This window comes from Pseudochrobactrum sp. sp1633 (assembly GCF_030376605.1).
Classification (GTDB): domain Bacteria; phylum Pseudomonadota; class Alphaproteobacteria; order Rhizobiales; family Rhizobiaceae; genus Pseudochrobactrum.
In genome coordinates this window covers 32,040-48,619 of the sequence record NZ_JARRAE010000005.1, presented here as the reverse complement: position 1 = coordinate 48,619, position 16,580 = coordinate 32,040, and the positions used below count along the sequence as shown (strand labels likewise).

At 53.4% G+C, this 16,580-nt stretch carries 20 protein-coding genes; all 20 read left to right on the top strand.

Annotated elements, in window-relative coordinates; genetic code table 11:
- Positions 1–21: 21 nt before the first annotated feature.
- The 20 genes from P8H26_RS07215 (at position 22) to P8H26_RS07120 (ending at position 16,516) form a co-directional block, all read left to right on the top strand.
- Positions 22–1,275 carry a DNA-packaging protein gene (locus tag P8H26_RS07215; RefSeq protein ID WP_289632452.1) on the top strand — a complete coding sequence of 418 codons (1,254 nt, stop codon included), beginning with the start codon at positions 22–24 and terminating at the stop codon, positions 1,273–1,275.
- A 78-nt stretch (positions 1,276–1,353) separates the two neighbouring features.
- On the top strand, positions 1,354–2,550 hold the full coding sequence (locus P8H26_RS07210) for a phage portal protein (RefSeq protein ID WP_289632263.1): 1,197 nt from the start codon (positions 1,354–1,356) through the stop codon (positions 2,548–2,550).
- A gap of 5 nt (positions 2,551–2,555) precedes the next feature.
- Positions 2,556–2,963, top strand: coding sequence for a DUF6107 family protein (locus P8H26_RS07205; protein WP_289632262.1), 408 nt, complete (start codon positions 2,556–2,558; stop codon positions 2,961–2,963).
- On the top strand, positions 2,953–3,483 hold the full coding sequence (locus P8H26_RS07200; RefSeq protein WP_289632261.1) for an HK97 family phage prohead protease: 531 nt from the start codon (positions 2,953–2,955) through the stop codon (positions 3,481–3,483). Before P8H26_RS07205 ends, P8H26_RS07200 begins: the two co-directional genes overlap by 11 nt.
- 57 nt (positions 3,484–3,540) lie before the next feature.
- Complete coding sequence (locus tag P8H26_RS07195) at positions 3,541–4,818, top strand: phage major capsid protein (RefSeq protein WP_374708250.1); 1,278 nt, start codon at positions 3,541–3,543, stop codon at positions 4,816–4,818.
- Positions 4,819–4,921: 103 nt separating this feature from the next.
- On the top strand, positions 4,922–5,491 hold the full coding sequence (locus P8H26_RS07190; protein ID WP_289632260.1) for a hypothetical protein: 570 nt from the start codon (positions 4,922–4,924) through the stop codon (positions 5,489–5,491).
- Positions 5,488–5,823: a phage head closure protein gene (locus P8H26_RS07185; RefSeq protein WP_289632259.1), complete on the top strand. Its 336-nt coding sequence runs from the start codon at positions 5,488–5,490 to the stop codon at positions 5,821–5,823. Before P8H26_RS07190 ends, P8H26_RS07185 begins: the two co-directional genes overlap by 4 nt.
- Entirely contained in the window at positions 5,820–5,975 is a 156-nt protein-coding gene (locus P8H26_RS07180) for a hypothetical protein (RefSeq protein WP_289632258.1), read from the top strand. The genes P8H26_RS07185 and P8H26_RS07180 overlap by 4 nt, the downstream gene beginning before the upstream one ends.
- Positions 5,972–6,418, top strand: coding sequence for a DUF3168 domain-containing protein (locus P8H26_RS07175; RefSeq protein WP_289632257.1), 447 nt, complete (start codon positions 5,972–5,974; stop codon positions 6,416–6,418). Before P8H26_RS07180 ends, P8H26_RS07175 begins: the two co-directional genes overlap by 4 nt.
- The gene (locus P8H26_RS07170) at positions 6,418–6,831 is read left to right on the top strand and encodes a phage major tail protein, TP901-1 family (RefSeq protein WP_289632256.1); all 414 of its coding nucleotides are present in this window, start codon (positions 6,418–6,420) and stop codon (positions 6,829–6,831) included. Before P8H26_RS07175 ends, P8H26_RS07170 begins: the two co-directional genes overlap by 1 nt.
- The gene (locus tag P8H26_RS07165) at positions 6,828–7,178 is read left to right on the top strand and encodes a gene transfer agent family protein (RefSeq protein WP_289632255.1); all 351 of its coding nucleotides are present in this window, start codon (positions 6,828–6,830) and stop codon (positions 7,176–7,178) included. Before P8H26_RS07170 ends, P8H26_RS07165 begins: the two co-directional genes overlap by 4 nt.
- 17 nt (positions 7,179–7,195) lie before the next feature.
- Positions 7,196–7,384 carry a rcc01693 family protein gene (locus tag P8H26_RS07160; RefSeq protein WP_289632254.1) on the top strand — a complete coding sequence of 63 codons (189 nt, stop codon included), beginning with the start codon at positions 7,196–7,198 and terminating at the stop codon, positions 7,382–7,384.
- Entirely contained in the window at positions 7,381–7,950 is a 570-nt protein-coding gene (locus P8H26_RS07155; RefSeq protein ID WP_289632253.1) for a phage tail tape measure protein, read from the top strand. Before P8H26_RS07160 ends, P8H26_RS07155 begins: the two co-directional genes overlap by 4 nt.
- Before the next feature lie 10 nt (positions 7,951–7,960).
- Positions 7,961–8,596 (top strand): DUF2460 domain-containing protein, encoded by a 636-nt coding sequence (locus P8H26_RS07150; protein WP_289632252.1) that lies wholly within the window; start codon positions 7,961–7,963, stop codon positions 8,594–8,596.
- Complete coding sequence (locus tag P8H26_RS07145) at positions 8,596–9,483, top strand: DUF2163 domain-containing protein (RefSeq protein WP_289632251.1); 888 nt, start codon at positions 8,596–8,598, stop codon at positions 9,481–9,483. The genes P8H26_RS07150 and P8H26_RS07145 overlap by 1 nt, the downstream gene beginning before the upstream one ends.
- Before the next feature lie 2 nt (positions 9,484–9,485).
- Positions 9,486–9,914: an NlpC/P60 family protein gene (locus P8H26_RS07140; protein WP_289632450.1), complete on the top strand. Its 429-nt coding sequence runs from the start codon at positions 9,486–9,488 to the stop codon at positions 9,912–9,914.
- A gap of 37 nt (positions 9,915–9,951) precedes the next feature.
- Positions 9,952–13,761 (top strand): glycoside hydrolase TIM-barrel-like domain-containing protein, encoded by a 3,810-nt coding sequence (locus tag P8H26_RS07135; RefSeq protein ID WP_289632250.1) that lies wholly within the window; start codon positions 9,952–9,954, stop codon positions 13,759–13,761.
- A 171-nt stretch (positions 13,762–13,932) separates the two neighbouring features.
- Positions 13,933–14,286: a hypothetical protein gene (locus P8H26_RS07130; protein WP_308446656.1), complete on the top strand. Its 354-nt coding sequence runs from the start codon at positions 13,933–13,935 to the stop codon at positions 14,284–14,286.
- Between the two features lie 132 nt (positions 14,287–14,418).
- Positions 14,419–15,099 carry a response regulator transcription factor gene (locus tag P8H26_RS07125; protein WP_289632249.1) on the top strand — a complete coding sequence of 227 codons (681 nt, stop codon included), beginning with the start codon at positions 14,419–14,421 and terminating at the stop codon, positions 15,097–15,099.
- Positions 15,100–15,187: 88 nt separating this feature from the next.
- A complete protein-coding gene (locus P8H26_RS07120; RefSeq protein WP_289632448.1) occupies positions 15,188–16,516 on the top strand; it encodes an ATP-binding protein in 1,329 nt (442 codons plus the stop codon).
- Positions 16,517–16,580 lie beyond the last annotated feature (64 nt).

Genomic DNA, 16,580 nt, shown 5'->3' with positions numbered 1-16,580 from the left:
GCCGGTGTTGCACACGAGGTTATGATCGCAACAAGCAGAGAATGGCTGTTTCAGGGGCGGCTGGCACAATTGCCACCCTTTCAGAATAAAGACTGGCGTAACTGGCTGATTATGGGTGGTCGTGGTTCTGGAAAAACCCGTGCTGGCGCTGAGTGGATCAGCGGTATGGCGCAGGGGCTGGCACCTTTCAGCGATAAATCATGTGGTTCGATTGCACTGGTAGGAGAGACGCTGGCTGATGTGCGTGAGGTGATGGTTGAGGGGCCGTCGGGCATACTGTCTGTTTCCCGTTTACAGCGCCCGCGACTTGAAACAACACGCCGCAGACTGGTCTGGGAAAGCGGGGCGGTGGCCTCGTTCTATTCATCAGAAGATCCGGATAGTTTGCGCGGCCCGCAATTTTCCGCCGCATGGTGTGATGAGCTTGCGAAATGGAAAAACCCGCAGCAGACATGGGATATGCTGCAATTTGGTCTGCGTTTGGGAGACTATCCGCGGCAGGTGATAACCACCACACCTAAAATGCAGCCATTGCTGCGCGCTGTGATGGATGATCCGGCAACGGTAATGACCCATATGCGCACCGATGAGAATGCGGCGCATCTGGCACCCGCATTTTTGCAGGCTATGCAGCAGCGTTATGCAGGAACGGCATTGGGGCGGCAGGAACTGGACGGTGTGCTGATTGCAGATCGTGAGGATGCGCTCTGGTCGCGTGAGCAACTGGAGATGTTGTATGATCCGGCAGTGCCGGAGTTGCAGCGCATTGTCATTGCGGTTGACCCGCCTGCCACATCAACCAGGAACTCGGATGCATGCGGGATCATCGTGGCAGGGCTTGATGCTGGAGGCGGCGGTTGGGTGCTGGAAGATGCCAGTATGCAAGCGGCCAAACCACACCAATGGGCGGCACAGGTGGTACGGCTTTATCATCGCTATGATGCCGATCAGGTGGTGGCAGAGGTAAATCAGGGCGGCGATATGGTGACAGCTGTCATCCACGGGCAGGATTCAGACGTACCGGTTAAAGCGGTGCGGGCGCAACGGGGCAAGTTTTTGCGGGCTGAACCTGTGGCTGCACTCTATGAGCAAAAGCGCATTCGCCATGCCGGCCGGTTTTCTGCTCTGGAAGATGAAATGTGTGATTTTGCCGTGAGCGGGCTTTCATCGGGGCGCTCTCCGGACCGGATGGATGCACTGGTCTGGGCGTTGCATGCGCTTTTGTTGCAGGAAACGCATAAGCCGAGGATTAGAGCCTTTCCGGCAAAGGTGTGAAGCGCCTTCGCACGATATTGCGGCCGGATAAGAAACCGGTGCTCGTTAAATTTTCCGATTAAACTGAATGAGGTGAACATGGCTTGGACATGGCCGTGGCGGCGAAGTGCTGCCATAACTCAGGAACAAAAAGCTGTATTGCCGCCTTCTGCGAAAATGCAGCAAGGCTTTGTGGCTTTGCATATGGAAACGCAGGCGCGTTGGACAACACGCCATTATACCGCTCTGTCGCAGCAAGGATTTATGCGCAATCCGGTGGTGCATCGTTGTGTGAAAATGATCACCGATGCTGCCGCTAATGTGCCGTTGCTGCTGTATCAGGGTGAGACCGAGCTTGCAGAGCACCCGCTGCTGGATCTCCTGAAAAACCCGTATGAGGGGGCTTGCGGAGCTGGTTTTTTCGAGCAGCTTTACGGTCATTTATTGCTCTCCGGTAACGCCTATATTGAACGGCTGGATCATGAGGGGCAGGCGCGGGAATTACATCTTCTGCGCCCTGAACGCGTAAGCGTTGAGAGTGATGGCAATGGCTGGCCGCATTCACTGATCTATCGCAATGGCAGTGCAACCCGCCATATCAGTTTGACTGCCGGACCAGCCCTGTCGGGGAGGGCGCTGCATTTGCGCCTGTTTCATCCTCTCGATGATCATTATGGTTTTCCGCCGCTTGAGGCGGCGCTGATGGCGCTGGACATTCACAATGCCACGGGCGCTTGGAACAAGGCACTGCTGGATAATTCAGCCCGACCTTCCGGTGCGCTGGTCTATGCGCCGAAAGACGGTGGTAATTTAAGTGAAGAACAGTTTGACCGGCTGAAGGTTGAGCTGGAAGAGGGCTATACCGGTGCAGGCGCTGCGGGCAGGCCGATGTTGCTTGAAGGCGGGCTGGACTGGAAAGCGATGGGCCTTTCTCCCAAAGATATGGATTTTATCGAGGCCAAACATGTAGCGAGCCGCGAGATTGCACTGGCTTTTGGTGTGCCTTCCATGTTGCTTGGCATTCCCGGGGATAATACCTACGCCAATTATGCCGAGGCAAACCGCGCGTTTTACCGGCTGACCATTTTACCGCTGCTCACGCGCACAGCACAGGCGCTGAGCAACTGGCTGTGTCCGCTCTATGGTCATGGGCTGCGGCTTGTGCATGATTATGACCGCATCGACGGACTTTCCGAAGAGCGCGAGGCATTGTGGCGGCGTATTGGTGCGGCAGATTTTTTGAGTGATGCTGAGAAACGACAGGCAGTTGGCTATTCTCTTGAACAAGAGGGATGAAACACATGAACTTGTTTGGCCAATCGGGTGCATTAACGGAAGAGCAATGGATATGGCTCGCCAAAATATCCGGTGCTGTGAGCGGCTCTGCCGTTTCACTGGTTTATATGTTGCCCAAAGGGCGGCGCGAGGCGGCAATCCGGTTTGTCGTCGGACTTATCTGCGGTATGATTTTTGGCGGCGCAGCAGGTGTTAAAATTGCTGAGCACCTGACTTTGAACGGCAGCCTCGGACAGGCGGAACTGATGCTGATGGGCTCTGCCGCTGCAAGCTTTGCCGCATGGACGGCGCTCGGATTTTTCAAACGCTTTACCGATAAGATGAAAAATCAGGACAGCCTCGTACCCCCGCAACGGCCCGTATTTCCGCAAAGGCCCGTACTTCCGCAAAGGAATGAGAGCGATGAACATTAAAAGCGGTCGTTTGAGCGTTGTGAACAGTGATGTGCAGGCACTCACCTTCAGCGGTTATGCCAGCCTGTTTTCGCTTGCCGATCTTGGCGGGGATATTGTTGAGCGCGGAGCCTTTGCCGCCTCATTACGGCGCGGCAGCACTGTGCGCATGCTCTGGCAGCATCAGGCGGATAACCCCATCGGTATCTGGACCAAGATCACTGAAGATCAGCATGGGCTATATGTTGAGGGGCAACTGGCCTGTGGCGTGGCACGGGCTGAGGAGGCGTGGCGGTTGATAGAGAGCGGCGCACTTGACGGCTTGTCTATCGGCTTTCGCGCCCTGCGCAGCAAAAAATCTGCAGCAACAGGCAAAAGGCATATTCTGGAGGCGGATTTATGGGAAGTGTCACTGGTGACATTTCCGATGCTGCCGCAGGCGCGGGTCACCGCCGTTCAGCATAAAAATCAGGATGCAGTGATATCCGCACATATTATCCGGCGGGCTGCGGCCTGCTTGAGAACCAGAGCCTCTTTCTGAAATCTCCGTCCGGTCGGTTTGTACCGTCTTTTTAAACCAAGCCCGAAGGGACAGGAAATGACAACCAAACATATGAAAACTGCGGGAAACACGCAGCCGCTGGAGATCAAAGCGCTGAACAGCCAGCAGGAAGTGGGACAGGCTTTCGGCGAGTTTATGCAGGCCTTTGAAGGTTTTAAAGAAGCCAATGATGAGCGCCTGACCCAGATTGAAAAGCATGTTGGCACCGATGTTCTCACGGTTGAAAAGGTCGAGCGCCTCAACCGCGCAATGGACGAGCAGAAGGCTGCCCTTGACCAATATATGCTCAAACAGGCACGCCCTTCGCTGGGCGGGGAAAACCACCTGCTATCCGGCGTTGTTGCGCAGGAGCATAAACAGGCTTTTGACCGTTATGCGCGCCGTGGTGACGAGCAGTCTTTGCGGGGGCTTGAGCAGAAAGCGCATTCTTATGGTGCAGGGCCGGATGGTGGCTATCTCGTACCCGCCGAGCTTGAAACTGCAATTGGTACACGGCTTGCAGCTTTGTCACCGGTACGCGGGCTGGCAACAGTGCGTCAGGTCTCCGGTGCTGTTTTAAAGAAGCCGTTTTCCATCAGCGGTCCGGGAACGGGCTGGGTCGGTGAGGAGGGCGCCCGCCCGCAAACCACCACCGCCAAACTGGCAGAGCTGCAATTTCCGACTATGGAAATTTATGCCATGCCTGCGGCGACAGCCAGCCTGCTGGATGATGCTGCGGTGGATGTGGAGCAGTGGATTGCCGCCGAGGTTGAAAGTGCCTTTGCTGAGCAGGAAAGTGCTGCCTTTATCAAGGGCGATGGCGTGAATAAACCGCACGGTTTTCTGGCCTATGACACGGTGAATGAAGCAAGCTGGGCCTGGGGTAAGCTGGGCTGCCTGAAGACCGGCGTGGCGGGCGCGCTGCCTGCCAGCAACCCGTCTGATCTGTTGATTGATCTGGTCTATGCGCTCAAATCCGGTTACCGCCAGAATGCTCACTGGATGATGAACCGTAAAACGCAATCAGCACTGCGCAAGCTGAAAGACAGTAACGGAAACTATCTCTGGCAGCCACCGGCATCGCTCGGTCAGAAAGCATCCTTTATGGGCTTTGGTCTGGTTGAGGCTGAGGACATGCCGGATATTGCGACTGACAGCACACCGGTTGCTTTCGGTGATTTTGCCCGTGGCTATCTGATTGTGGATCGTATCGGCATCCGCATATTGCGCGACCCGTATTCTGCCAAGCCTTATGTTCTGTTCTATACTACGAAACGCGTGGGCGGTGGTGTACAGGATTTTGATGCGATCAAACTGCTGAAATTCTCCGTTTAGTCGCTTTTTATTCTGGCTGTCCGGTCTGTGGCAGGCTGAATGAATCATTCTGACAAAGAATGATTTTATCTCATTGATTTTCATATAAATTAGGGGAGATAGCATGGTTCTCCGACTTATAGCGCCGCCGGTTGAAGAGCCGGTGACGACAGTGATGTTGCGCGATTTTTTACGCCTGCCGGCAGATCAGGAAGAGGATCTGCTGGGGCGGCTCATCCGCGTGGCGCGTGAAACCATAGAGCAGTATTGCAATCTGGTGATGCTGCCGCAAAGCTGGCACTTACAGCTTGATAACTGGCCGCAATCGGGACGTGTCGCCCTTTATAAAACGCCGGTCATTTCCATTGATAAAGTGCAGGGTTTTGGTGTTGACGGTACTGCGGTACTGTTTGGCTCAGATGATTGGCGGCTAGATACGGATAGCCGTCCGCAGCGGCTTTATCTGTCTCGTCCGCAACATATTACCATTGCCCGTGGGCTGGTGATTGAGCTGACAGCAGGCTTGAGTGATGATCCGGAAAAGCTGCCGGAACCTCTGCGTCATGCCTGTCTGGTGCTGGCTGCACATCTTTATGACAACCGCAACATTTCTGATGTGCAGGGCATTGAAGGTACTTTGCCGGAAACAGTTGTGCAACTGCTCTACCCCTGGTTGCGGCGGGGGCGCTTATGAACCTGCAATTTATCGATGCGGGACAATTCAGAAGCTTGCTAAGCCTGCAGGAAAACCAACCTGTGTTTAATGATACCGGCGGGTATCTGGAGCAATGGACGGAGATCGCCACGCTCTGGGGGCGCATTGAACCAAAGCAAAGCGGCAGTCAGGTTTTTGCCGGTCAGCACATTCCTCATGTCACGCATCTTATTACCATTCGCTATCGCAGCGATATTTCCAGCCCCATGCGTCTTACGCGCGGGGGACGGGTTTTCACGGTTTTGGGGCTTCACGATCCTGATGAAAGCCAACGCTATCTCATCTGCTCAGTTAGAGAGGAAATCCGATGAATTTTTCCATACGCTTTATATTTGAAACTCTGTTGCGCAGTCTGCGTCTGGTTGGCTTGCAAGCCTGTGAGCAAGCACTCGCCAAAAAGCGCGACGGCCTGTTTTTGAAAAGCAGCGAGACAAAAGTAACTGATCAGGAACACCGCGAATGAACGGCGCGGCACTGGCTTTGCAAAAGGCAATATTGGCGTGGCTGCAAGCCGCGCCTTTATTGATGGAGAAGCTGCGCGGACAGGGCATTTACGATCATGTGCCGCCTGCCGCGCCCTATCCTTATATCAGTTTTGGTCAAGGTCAGGTCTATGCGTGGAATACGGATAACACCAATGGTGAGGAGCACAGCATTGTGCTGAACATCCGTGCTCGTTCCACTGGCCGCAGGCAGGTGCTGGAACTGATGATGCTGGTGGAGGAGCTGATGGAAACGCTTGGAGCAAGCGGCAGCGTTTCCGGCCGACGGCCGGATATCGGCGGATATTCTCTCGTTAATCTGACACTGCAATCGTCACAGATCCGTAATGAGGAACTGCGTGACGGCTATAGCGGCCAGTTGCGTTACCGCGTCGTGACGGAACAAATCGGAAAGGAAACATAATGAGCGCTCAGAGAGGGAAAGACCTGCTTTTGAAAATTGCAGCTGCGGGTGGTGCTTTTCAGACCTGCGCAGGCTTGCGTAGCAAGCGCATTGCCTTCAACGCAGAAACGGTTGATGTGACGGATGCTGATGCTTCCGGCCGTTGGCGTCAGTTGCTGGCAGGCAGCGGTGTGCAGCGCGCTTCGGTCAGCGGTGCCGGTATTTTCAAAGATGCGACATCGGACGCCTTGATCCGCACGGCATTTTTCAACGGCGATATTCTGAACTGGCAGATTGTTGTGCCGGATTTTGGCACTATCAGCGGTGCGTTTCAGATCACTGCACTGGAATATGGCGGGGCACATGACGGTGAGGTGACATTTGAAATCGCTCTGGAATCCGCAGGTGTTGTCAGTTTCGGAGCACAGCCATGATGGTCAATGCCAGACGCGGTGAAATTGCGGCCGTATTGAATGACAAGGATTGGGTTTTGTGCCTGACACTCGGCGCACTGGCTGGTCTCGAAGCCGCATATAAGACCGAGGATCTCTCTGCTTTGATTGCACGCTTTTCAACGGGCAGGCTGAAGGCCGAGGATATGATCCGGATTGTTACTGCAGGTTTGCGCGGTGGAGGTCATGATGTGGCCGAAGATGATGTGGCGGATATGCGCATTGATGGTGGCGCAGTCGGCTTTGCGCTGCTTGTGGCGCAATTGCTGGAAGTTACGTTCGGCGTAGCTGCTGAAAAGCCGGAAAACCCTGAACAATCAAAAAATTAGAAGCCGTAGTTGAATCAATGTCTTTCCCCTGGGATGCGCTAATGCATTTCGGGTTGGGGCAGTTACGGCTGTCGTCAAAGGATTTCTGGCGATTAAGCATGCTCGAGATCAGGGCGCTTAACCAATCTGTGCGCGGCGGCAGGCAGGCACCGTCACGCGATATTTTAACTACGCTGATGCGGGCTTTTCCTGATGGTGAAATATGATTGAGACAGGCACAGAACAACAAACAGTTATGGTTGCGGTGGAGGCCGATACCAGCGGTTTTGACCGCGCACTTGATAATCTGCAAAAGCGATCAGGCTCATTCGGCCAGAGTTTGACCAGTGCATTTAAAAGCGCAGTTACGTCCGGCAAAGGGCTGGATGATGTGCTGCGGGGGCTGGCTGGCAATATGGCATCAATGGCGCTTGATGCAGGGATGAAGCCTTTGCAGGGGCTGTTTTCGTCCATGTTCTCCGGCGTGATGGGCGGGCTTAAAGGGCTGGGTGGTGTTACACCTTTTGCAAAAGGCGGGGTGGTTTCCAGCCCGACTTATTTTGGGCTGGGCAGTGGCTTTGGCGTGGCCGGCGAGGCGGGCGCTGAGGCCATTCTGCCGTTGACACGGGGCTCTGACGGCAGTCTTGGCGTGGCGACTGGCGGTGGTGGCGGGCGCAGTATGCAGGTCAATTTTTATATGTCATCGCCGGATGCGGCCTCATTTAGCCGCTCGGAAGCACAGGTCAGCGCTATGCTGGCGCGTGCTGTTCGTCATGGCACCAGACAGATGTGAAAGGGGCGATATGCAGGATTTATCTTCATTCCATGATGTATCCTTTCCGCTTGGGGTGTCTTTCGGTGCCACAGGCGGGCCGGAATGGCGCAATGAGATTGTGAGTCTGAATTCCGGTCATGAAAAGCGTAATGCGCGATGGTCGATGTCGCGCCGTTTCTACGATGCCGGAACAGGGCTGCGCTCGCTGAATGATTTGCGCGATGTATTGCGCTTTTTCGAGGCACGGCGTGGCTCGCTATACAGCTTCCGGTTTCGCGATCCGTTTGATCATCTTTCTTCACAGCAGGATGCGCCGCCGCAAGCAACAGACCAGTTGTTAGGCTATGGTGACGGTACCACACGACATTATCAATTGGTGAAACATTACGGAGATTATCAGCGGGTAATCACCAGACCCGTAGCTAATACTGTGCGCATTGCCGTGGAGGGGGAAGTACTCGCCTATGGCAAAGCATTCAGCGTGGACTGGCTGACTGGTATAGTGGAAATCCATCAGGATTATGCACCGCCGCCACAGGCTAAAATTACGGCCGGTTTCCTGTTTGATGTGCCGGTACGCTTTGACACAGACAGGCTCACCGCGAGCATTGCCAGCTTCAAAGCAGGAGAAATCCCTTCCATTCCGATCGTTGAGGTGAAGTGATGCTGACACTCGATCCGGCATTTGAATCTCATTTGCAAGGCGATGTGACAACACATTGTTTTGCATGGATTTTAAGACGAAAAGACAATCAGGTTTTTGGCTTTTGTGATCATGACAAAACATTATCAGTGCATGGAATAAACTGCTTTCCGCAAAGCGGTATGAATGGCTCGGAGGTGAGCAGTCAGCTCGGGCTTGCCAATGACAGTGCGGAACTTGAAGGGGCTCTGACCAGCGACGCTTTGAGTGATGAGGATATCGAACGCGGGCTTTATGACGGCGCGACAGTCGAGACCTATCTGGTAAACTGGGTTCAGCCTGAGCAGGCAGTTTTGCTGCGCAGTGCGGTGATCGGTAAAATTACCCGCAGCGGTTTGAGATTTGTGGCGGAACTGAAAAGCGTGTCGTCCTTGCTTGACCGTGTTTTCGGGCGCCGTGCCAAACGCTGTTGTGATGCGGAATTTGCAGACCGGCGCTGCGCGATGAATCCGGTTGATCCGCGCTATTACGGTGAAGGTGTGGTGGTGGCCGTCAACGGGCCGGATATGATCGTGTCAGGCATTTCAGGTTTTGTCGCGCATTGGTTTGAGCGCGGTGCGTTGCACTGGCAGAGTGGTCAAAATCAGGGCAGTTCCAACACGATTGTTTCGCATCTGCGTCAAACGGATGCCGCAAGCCTGCTGCTTCAGGAACTACCGGTTTATGACGTTAAAGCGGGTGACCGTTTTAGTGTTCTGGCGGGGTGTGACAAGAGTTTTCAGCAATGCCGCGACCGCTTTGGCAATCATGAGAATTTCCGCGGTTTTCCGCATATTCCGGGCAATGATGCTGCTTATCGCTATGCGGACGGGCAAGATAATTTTGACGGCGGGGTACTGGTGCCATGACGATGTCACCGGTGAATGTCAAAGTGCTGGGTATAGCTGAGCAGTGGCTTGGCACGCCCTATCGTTATGGGGCAAGCCGCCTGCAGGTGGGATGTGATTGTCTGGGACTGATCCGTGGTATCTGGCGTGAACTTTATGGCGCTGAACCGGAGGCTTCCGGCAGGTATTCACGCGACTGGGCGGAACTGACTAAGGGGGAACCGCTGATCGACGCTGCAAGGCGCCATATGCGGCTAAAACTGCTTTCAGATGTGCAGGCCGGTGATATGCTGATCTTCCGCTGGCGGGATGGGGTGGCAGCCAAGCATCTGGGTATTATGGCGCAGGAAAACCGTTTTATTCATGCCTATGAAGGCAATAGCGTCATGCGTTCTGCCCTTGTGCCGCAATGGCGGCAACGGATTGCAGCGGTTTTTGCATTTCCGGAATAATCTTGAATTTTCGGTTTGAAAACAGGCAGTCCAGATTATGGCGACAATGGTTCTTCAGGCAGCGGGCGGCATGATAGGCAGCCTGTTCGGCCCTGTCGGCACGGCGATTGGCAGCGCAATCGGTGCAATGGGCGGTTATATGATCGACAATGCGCTGATCAACTCAACGCGGCGTATTGAAGGGCCGCGTTTGTCCGGCACGCGGCCGATGCAGGCGGAGGAAGGGGCTGCCTTGCCTGCTATCTACGGCACGATGCGTGTGGGCGGCACCCTGATCTGGGCAACACGCTTTGAAGAAGAAAAGATCACGACCCGTCAGGGTAGTAAAGGCGGGCCGAAAACAACCACTTACAGCTATTATGCGAATGCGGCCTTTGCTGTTTCGCAAGGGGAAATCTCCGGCATACGCCGCATCTGGGCCGATGGTAAGGAGCTTGACCAGACACAAGTCACGATCCGTGTTTGTAAAGGCACGGAAGAACAGCAGCCTGATCCTTTGATTGAGGCGCGGCAAGGTGCGGGCAAAGCCCCCGCCTATCGCGGCACAGCCTATGTAGTGCTCGAGCGGTTGCCGGTTGATGCCTATGGTAACCGGCTGCCCTTGTTGCAGTTCGAAGTCATGCGCAGTGTGGGCAGGCTTGCGCGTGATATCCGCGCTGTGGCGCTTATTCCCGGTGCAACGGAATTCGGCCTGTCACCGCAGGCGATCCGCGATGAGCCGCAGCCTGGTGAAACTCGGGCTCTGAACCGGAACAATCTGCGCGCGCAAAGCGACTGGAGTGCATCACTGGATGAGTTGCAGGCGCTTTGCCCGAACCTGAAAACTGTGGCGCTGGTTGTGCCGTGGTTTGGTACGGATTTACGTGCAGGAGAGTGCCGGATTGTACCCGGCGTCACTGCTGTACAGGCACGCAACCCCAGCCGTGAGTGGCGTGTTGGCACTGTGGGTCGTATGGACGCGCACCTGATTTCAGATAATAACTTTGAGAAAGCCTATGGTGGTACACCGAGCGATTTCTCAGTGATTGATGCAATCAGAGATGCTAAACAGCGTGGTCTGCAAGTGACGCTTTATCCGTTTATCATGATGGATATACCGGCAAACAACACCCTGCCTGCCTTAGATGGTAATGGTTTTCAACCGCCTTATCCGTGGCGTGGCAGAATAGCTCTGCCATTGGATCAGGATAAAACGCCGGAAGCTGATATACAGCTTTCCCGTTTTATAAGCGGAACTTGGGGCTATAAGCGCTTTATCCGGCATTATCTTGAACTTGCAGGCAGTGCCGGTGGCGTGGATGCCTTTTTAATCGGCTCTGAGTTACGTGGTCTGACCCATAGCCGCAATGCGCAAAATGGCTTTCCTTTTGTGAATTGCCTCTGTGATCTGGCAACTGAGGCACGCAACCTGTTGGGCACGCAGTGCAAAATTACTTATGGCGCAGACTGGTCAGAGTATTTTGGCTATCACCCGCAGGATGGCAGCGGCGATGTCTTTTTTCATCTTGATCCGCTCTGGGCACATCCGGCTGTTAGCTCTGTCGGTATTGATAATTATATGCCGCTAAGCGATTGGCGTGATGGTGATGAGCGCAGCATTGATCCTGCTCTTCCTGTCTCTGCATATGATGAAGTTGCTTTGCAAAGCGCTATTGCCGGCGGGGAGGGCTATGACTGGTATTATGCTTCTGCGGAAGACCGGCAGCAGCGCAAGCGTAGTGACATAACGGACGGGCTGGCGGGTAAGCCTTGGGTCTATCGTTATAAAGACTTGTGCTCATGGTGGCAGAACCGGCATTATAATCGCGTTGGTGGTGTTGAACTGACCGAGCCGACCGCATGGCAGCCGATGTCCAAGCCTTTTTGGCTGACCGAACTTGGTTGTGCGGCTGTTGATAAAGGCTCCAACCAACCTAATGTGTTTCCCGATCCGAAATCGTCTGAAAATGCTTCGCCTTATTTTTCAGACGGATCACGCTGCGATATTGCGCAGGATCGTTTTTTGCGGGCGCATTTCTCCTATTGGCGCAAAACCGGCAGCCACAATCCCGTTTCCCCTGTTTATGGCGCGCAGATGCTTGATCCTGAGCAGATCTATGTCTGGGCATGGGATACGCGGCCATTTCCGGAATATCCGCTGAAAGCAGATATCTGGGGAGATGCTGCGAATTGGGCGACCGGTCATTGGCTGAACGGGCGGTTGAGCGGGGTGGCGCTGGATGAACTGTTTGAGGCGCTTTTTAAAGATTTTGATCTTGCCGGACTGGCCGATTGCCGTGGTGTTGAAGGTTATTTATCCGGTTATATTGCTGACAGTCCGGTCAGCGGCAGAGCGCTGCTTGAGCCGCTGATGGATGTTTTCGGTGTTGCCGCCTTTGAACAGGTGACAGAGCGGGAGGCTACTCAGCAAAGGTTGGTTTTTCGTAGTCTGTCGCAGCGGCAAAACCCGATACTCCTGTCTGAAACTGTACAGGAAAAAGCTGAAGACCAGCCGGTACTCACGCTGGAGGATGCGGAAGAACTGCCTGCCAGTGCGGAGCTCTACTTTAGCGATGCCTTGCGGGACTATCAGTCAGGCAGTGCTTTGGCACAAAAATCCGGTTGGCAAAGGGCAGGGCATGAGAGCCTGTCTTTGCCTGCTGCGATGGAAAACGGGCAGGCGCGAGGGCTGGCTGAGAGCTGGTTAGAGCGAAAACGGGCGGAACGGCGCACAGTCTCATTTTCTTTGCCGTGGTCACAGGTGCACTTAACTGTGGGGGACAGAGTGCGGCTTCCGCAAGTGACAGGCACGCGGGATTATACAATTGTCAGCCTTGAGGATGGTGTTGCCCGTCGTGTTAAAGCCGTGGCGCTGGCTCCGGTTCTACGTCGTCCTGATCGCACGCGTATGCCGGAGCTTCCCCGCTCAGATGGTAGCAATGTAGCGGGGCCGCCAGTGTTTCATTTGCTGGATTTGCCAATGTGGCCCGGTGTTGAAAACCAGAATAATCAGTTTCGTATTGCTTGTTATGCAAAGCCTTGGCGTGAAGTGGCGCTCTATAGTTCGCCGGAGGACAGTGATTATCAGTTGCGAACGATGGTACCCCATGCCGCTGTTATGGGAGAATTGGCAACCGGCCTCAAAGCGGCTGCCAGTGGTCGTCTCATGCATCAGCAGAGTTTCGACGTGCGTCTCTATCATGGTGAACTGCAGACTCAGACACTCCGGCAGGTGCTGAATGCCGCGAATACAGCTTTGGTGCAAAATGCACAGGGAAGTTGGGAGATTCTGCAATTTTTGCAGGCAGAGGAAGTTTCTGCTGGGCACTGGAGGCTAAAAACTCTGCTGCGCGGACAGTGCGGTACAGAAGAATCCGCACGTTTCGAAAAGCAAACCGGCGCTGCATTTGTTTTGCTGGATGACAGGGTTGTGCCGGCCGGTCTGCAAGAGTCGGATGCCGAATTACTACTGAACTGGCGTGCAGGATCAGCAGGGCAGGAGTTTTCAGATGCATATTTCAGCACACAATCTTCTGTTGGCGGGGTGAGAGCACTGCAACCTTTAAGTCCGGTACATCTGCGTTATCAACGGCAGAATAATGCAGAGATCGTGTTTGAGTGGGTAAGACGCGGGCGTATCGATGCAGATAACTGGATGGGGGAAGATATTCCGCTGGGAGAGGCCACTGAAAAATATCAGATACAGCTCTGGAATGATGAGACGCTGTTGCTGAAATCGGAAGTGATGCAGCCACGTTTCATTTATACCGGACAGGTATCAAGCGGCGACTTATTGCGTATTGAAGTCGCACAAGTCAGTCAGGCTTATGGTGCAGGTGCTGCAGCCACACTGTCATTCCGTTATTGATAGCCTTGATATTTACAGGTTTTTCCTGATTTTGCAGCTTTGCCGCAGATGAGAAGACTTTCGTTTTTCAAAAACTAATGTTAACGAAAGAAAAATCTAGGTGGATACTGTTTGTCTGATACACAATATTGTTCATTCAACATTCAGGTAAAAAGCGTTAAAGTGAGCGTTATGATGACACAGAAACCAGTTCGCACATTTTTCGCTGCTTTTACTCTGCTTGCCGGTATGACCGGAGCAGTTTTGACAAGCATTGTTCCATCTGCGGGCGCTGCAGGATTGCAACGGCATGTACCCGCCGGTTCGCAGCTTGCGCAGACCGCATCTTCAAAGCAACATGTTCTTCGCATTGCCGGTGATTGTGCTGCTATCGGACAGCAGGTTGCTGCGGCTCAAGGCGGAACGCTGACCAAAGCAACAGCCGCAGTGCAGAATGGTACGCCTGTTTGTATCGTTGTTGTGCTGGTTCCGGGACGGGACGGAGAGCGTCCGCGCCGCGTGGAAGTTGCTGTACCGGCTAAATAAAACTTGGCCGGTCTGTTCCGCTTAGTAATTCCTCCGTTTGCTCATTTTTACAATGTGCTGTAAAAAGTGCTGCCTGCTCGCAAGGCAGGCAGTGTTTTGTGCTGCTTGATGAAATATTGAAAAGGTTTGCTGATGAGAATTCTGATCGTTGAAGATGATAAGGATCTGAATCGTCAGCTGGCCGAGGCTCTGCGTGATGCCGATTATGTTGTCGACTGTGCCTTTGATGGCGAAGAGGGGCACTTTCTGGGTGATACCGAGCCTTATGACGCCGTTATCCTTGATATTGGTCTGCCGCAAATGGATGGCATCAGCGTTGTAGAGCGCTGGCGGCGTGAAGGACGGGTTATGCCTGTGCTGATGCTCACTGCCCGTGATCGCTGGAGCGATAAAGTTGCCGGTATTGATGCAGGGGCAGATGATTATGTGGCCAAACCTTTTCATATTGAAGAGGTGCTGGCGCGATTACGGGCACTGATCCGTCGTGCGGCAGGACATGCTTCATCAGAAATTACGAGCGGAAAACTGGTTCTTGATACCAAAGCCTCAAAGGCAACTGTTGATGGTACGGCTCTCAAGCTGACTTCACACGAGTTTCGCCTGCTCTCATATCTCATGCATCATATGGATGAAGTTATTTCCCGCACTGAGCTGGTTGAACATCTTTACGATCAGGATTTTGATCGTGACTCCAATACAATTGAGGTTTTTGTCGGCCGCTTGCGTAAGAAAATGGGCATCGACATGATCGAGACAGTGCGGGGCATGGGCTATCGCATTCGCTCCGATAATGATGCCGGTGGCAAAGACTGAGATGCGGCTGTTCTCCGGGAAGGTCTTTGCCCTCGGTTTACGCTCATTGGCGTTACGCGTTGTAACGCTGTCGACTTTTTGGGTGATTATTGCCCTTGTTGTCGTGGCGACGCTCATTCAGTCGCTTTATCAGGATGCTGCAGAACGCAGTTTCCAGCGCCTGTTATCCGCACATCTTTATAGTTTGGTCGGTGCCGTTAGTCTGACACCGGAAGGTGTTTTGCATGGCCGGCCGGAACTGGGCGAGATACGTTATGCAAGTGCAGATTCCGGCTGGTATTGGTCCGTTGATCCTGTATCGCCAAGTGTGCAGGGCCATCTTGGCTCAGTCTCGTTGGGGACAAAAGATATTCCGGTTAAATCTGTAGCTGAGGAACCCTTCGATCAGTCCTTTATGCGTAGCTATGTTGTCGATTCTGGTCATGATGAGGAGCTTTCGGTTGTTGAAACCGAAGTGGTGCTCGACAGTACGGATAAAATCGCGCGCTTTCGGGTGATGGGCAACCTGAATGAGGTGAAAGAAGAAGTCAGTGATTTCCGCAACCGGCTGTATCTTTATCTGGGGTTGTTTGGTTTAGGCAGTATTCTGATTAATGCGGCGATTATTTTGTTCGGTTTGCGGCCGCTGGATCATGTGCGGCGCACATTGGCCGATATCCGTGAAGGGCGAAGCAACCGCGTTGATGCGGATTTGCCTTTGGAAATTGCCCCGCTCGCTCAGGAAATGAATGCCCTGATTGAAAATAACCACCGTATCGTTGAGCGTTCACGCACGCAGGTTGGCAATCTTGCACATTCTTTGAAGACGCCGCTTTCTGTTTTGATGAACGAAGGGCGGAATATTGGCGGGCGGCAAGGCAAGCTTGTGGTTGAACAAAGTGATGCTATGCAGGTGCAAATTCAGCATTATTTGCAGCGGGCGCGGGTTGCCGCTCAGCGTGACAGCGTTGTGTTTCGTGCGCCTGTGTCGCCTGTTCTGGAGCGCATGATTCGTGTGACTTCAAAGCTGAACCCGCATTTGAAGATTACTTTTTCCAATCAGTTTCAGAATGCAATTTTTGCTGGTGAGAAAGAGGATCTTGAGGAAATCATTGGCAATATTATGGAAAATGCTGCCAAATGGGGGCGATCTAAAATCCATCTGACATTACGCCATCCGCAAAAAACACTGGCCTCTGAAGAACTGAATGCTGCATTCGAAATAGTGATTGAGGATGATGGTGCAGGTCTGCCTGGGGATAAAATGGCTGAAGCTTTGAAGCGCGGTAAGCGCATTGATGAGAGTAAGCCGGGAACGGGGCTGGGTCTTGCCATAGTGCAGGATACTGTGCGGGAATATGGCGGTTACCTGAGTTTGAATAAAGCATCACTTGGCGGGCTGGCAGTGCAGATTACTTTGCCGCTTGTTGAAAGCTGACTCTGGCTTTTATGGTGTTTTATCGTAAGGCTCTTTATCCGGCTCAAAACAGAAAATAGTCATT

Excerpts from the sequence above, each read along its gene's own strand:
- P8H26_RS07215 (WP_289632452.1), top strand. The coding sequence starts at position 22 with ATGATCGCAACAAGCAGAGAATGGCTGTTTCAGGGGCGGCTGGCACAA.
- P8H26_RS07210 (WP_289632263.1), top strand. The coding sequence starts at position 1,354 with ATGGCTTGGACATGGCCGTGGCGGCGAAGTGCTGCCATAACTCAGGAA.
- P8H26_RS07205 (WP_289632262.1), top strand. The coding sequence starts at position 2,556 with ATGAACTTGTTTGGCCAATCGGGTGCATTAACGGAAGAGCAATGGATA.
- P8H26_RS07200 (WP_289632261.1), top strand. The coding sequence starts at position 2,953 with ATGAACATTAAAAGCGGTCGTTTGAGCGTTGTGAACAGTGATGTGCAG.
- P8H26_RS07195 (WP_374708250.1), top strand. The coding sequence starts at position 3,541 with ATGACAACCAAACATATGAAAACTGCGGGAAACACGCAGCCGCTGGAG.
- P8H26_RS07190 (WP_289632260.1), top strand. The coding sequence starts at position 4,922 with ATGGTTCTCCGACTTATAGCGCCGCCGGTTGAAGAGCCGGTGACGACA.
- P8H26_RS07185 (WP_289632259.1), top strand. The coding sequence starts at position 5,488 with ATGAACCTGCAATTTATCGATGCGGGACAATTCAGAAGCTTGCTAAGC.
- P8H26_RS07180 (WP_289632258.1), top strand. The coding sequence starts at position 5,820 with ATGAATTTTTCCATACGCTTTATATTTGAAACTCTGTTGCGCAGTCTG.
- P8H26_RS07175 (WP_289632257.1), top strand. The coding sequence starts at position 5,972 with ATGAACGGCGCGGCACTGGCTTTGCAAAAGGCAATATTGGCGTGGCTG.
- P8H26_RS07170 (WP_289632256.1), top strand. The coding sequence starts at position 6,418 with ATGAGCGCTCAGAGAGGGAAAGACCTGCTTTTGAAAATTGCAGCTGCG.
- P8H26_RS07165 (WP_289632255.1), top strand. The coding sequence starts at position 6,828 with ATGATGGTCAATGCCAGACGCGGTGAAATTGCGGCCGTATTGAATGAC.
- P8H26_RS07160 (WP_289632254.1), top strand. The coding sequence starts at position 7,196 with ATGTCTTTCCCCTGGGATGCGCTAATGCATTTCGGGTTGGGGCAGTTA.
- P8H26_RS07155 (WP_289632253.1), top strand. The coding sequence starts at position 7,381 with ATGATTGAGACAGGCACAGAACAACAAACAGTTATGGTTGCGGTGGAG.
- P8H26_RS07150 (WP_289632252.1), top strand. The coding sequence starts at position 7,961 with ATGCAGGATTTATCTTCATTCCATGATGTATCCTTTCCGCTTGGGGTG.
- P8H26_RS07145 (WP_289632251.1), top strand. The coding sequence starts at position 8,596 with ATGCTGACACTCGATCCGGCATTTGAATCTCATTTGCAAGGCGATGTG.
- P8H26_RS07140 (WP_289632450.1), top strand. The coding sequence starts at position 9,486 with ATGTCACCGGTGAATGTCAAAGTGCTGGGTATAGCTGAGCAGTGGCTT.
- P8H26_RS07135 (WP_289632250.1), top strand. The coding sequence starts at position 9,952 with ATGGCGACAATGGTTCTTCAGGCAGCGGGCGGCATGATAGGCAGCCTG.
- P8H26_RS07130 (WP_308446656.1), top strand. The coding sequence starts at position 13,933 with ATGATGACACAGAAACCAGTTCGCACATTTTTCGCTGCTTTTACTCTG.
- P8H26_RS07125 (WP_289632249.1), top strand. The coding sequence starts at position 14,419 with ATGAGAATTCTGATCGTTGAAGATGATAAGGATCTGAATCGTCAGCTG.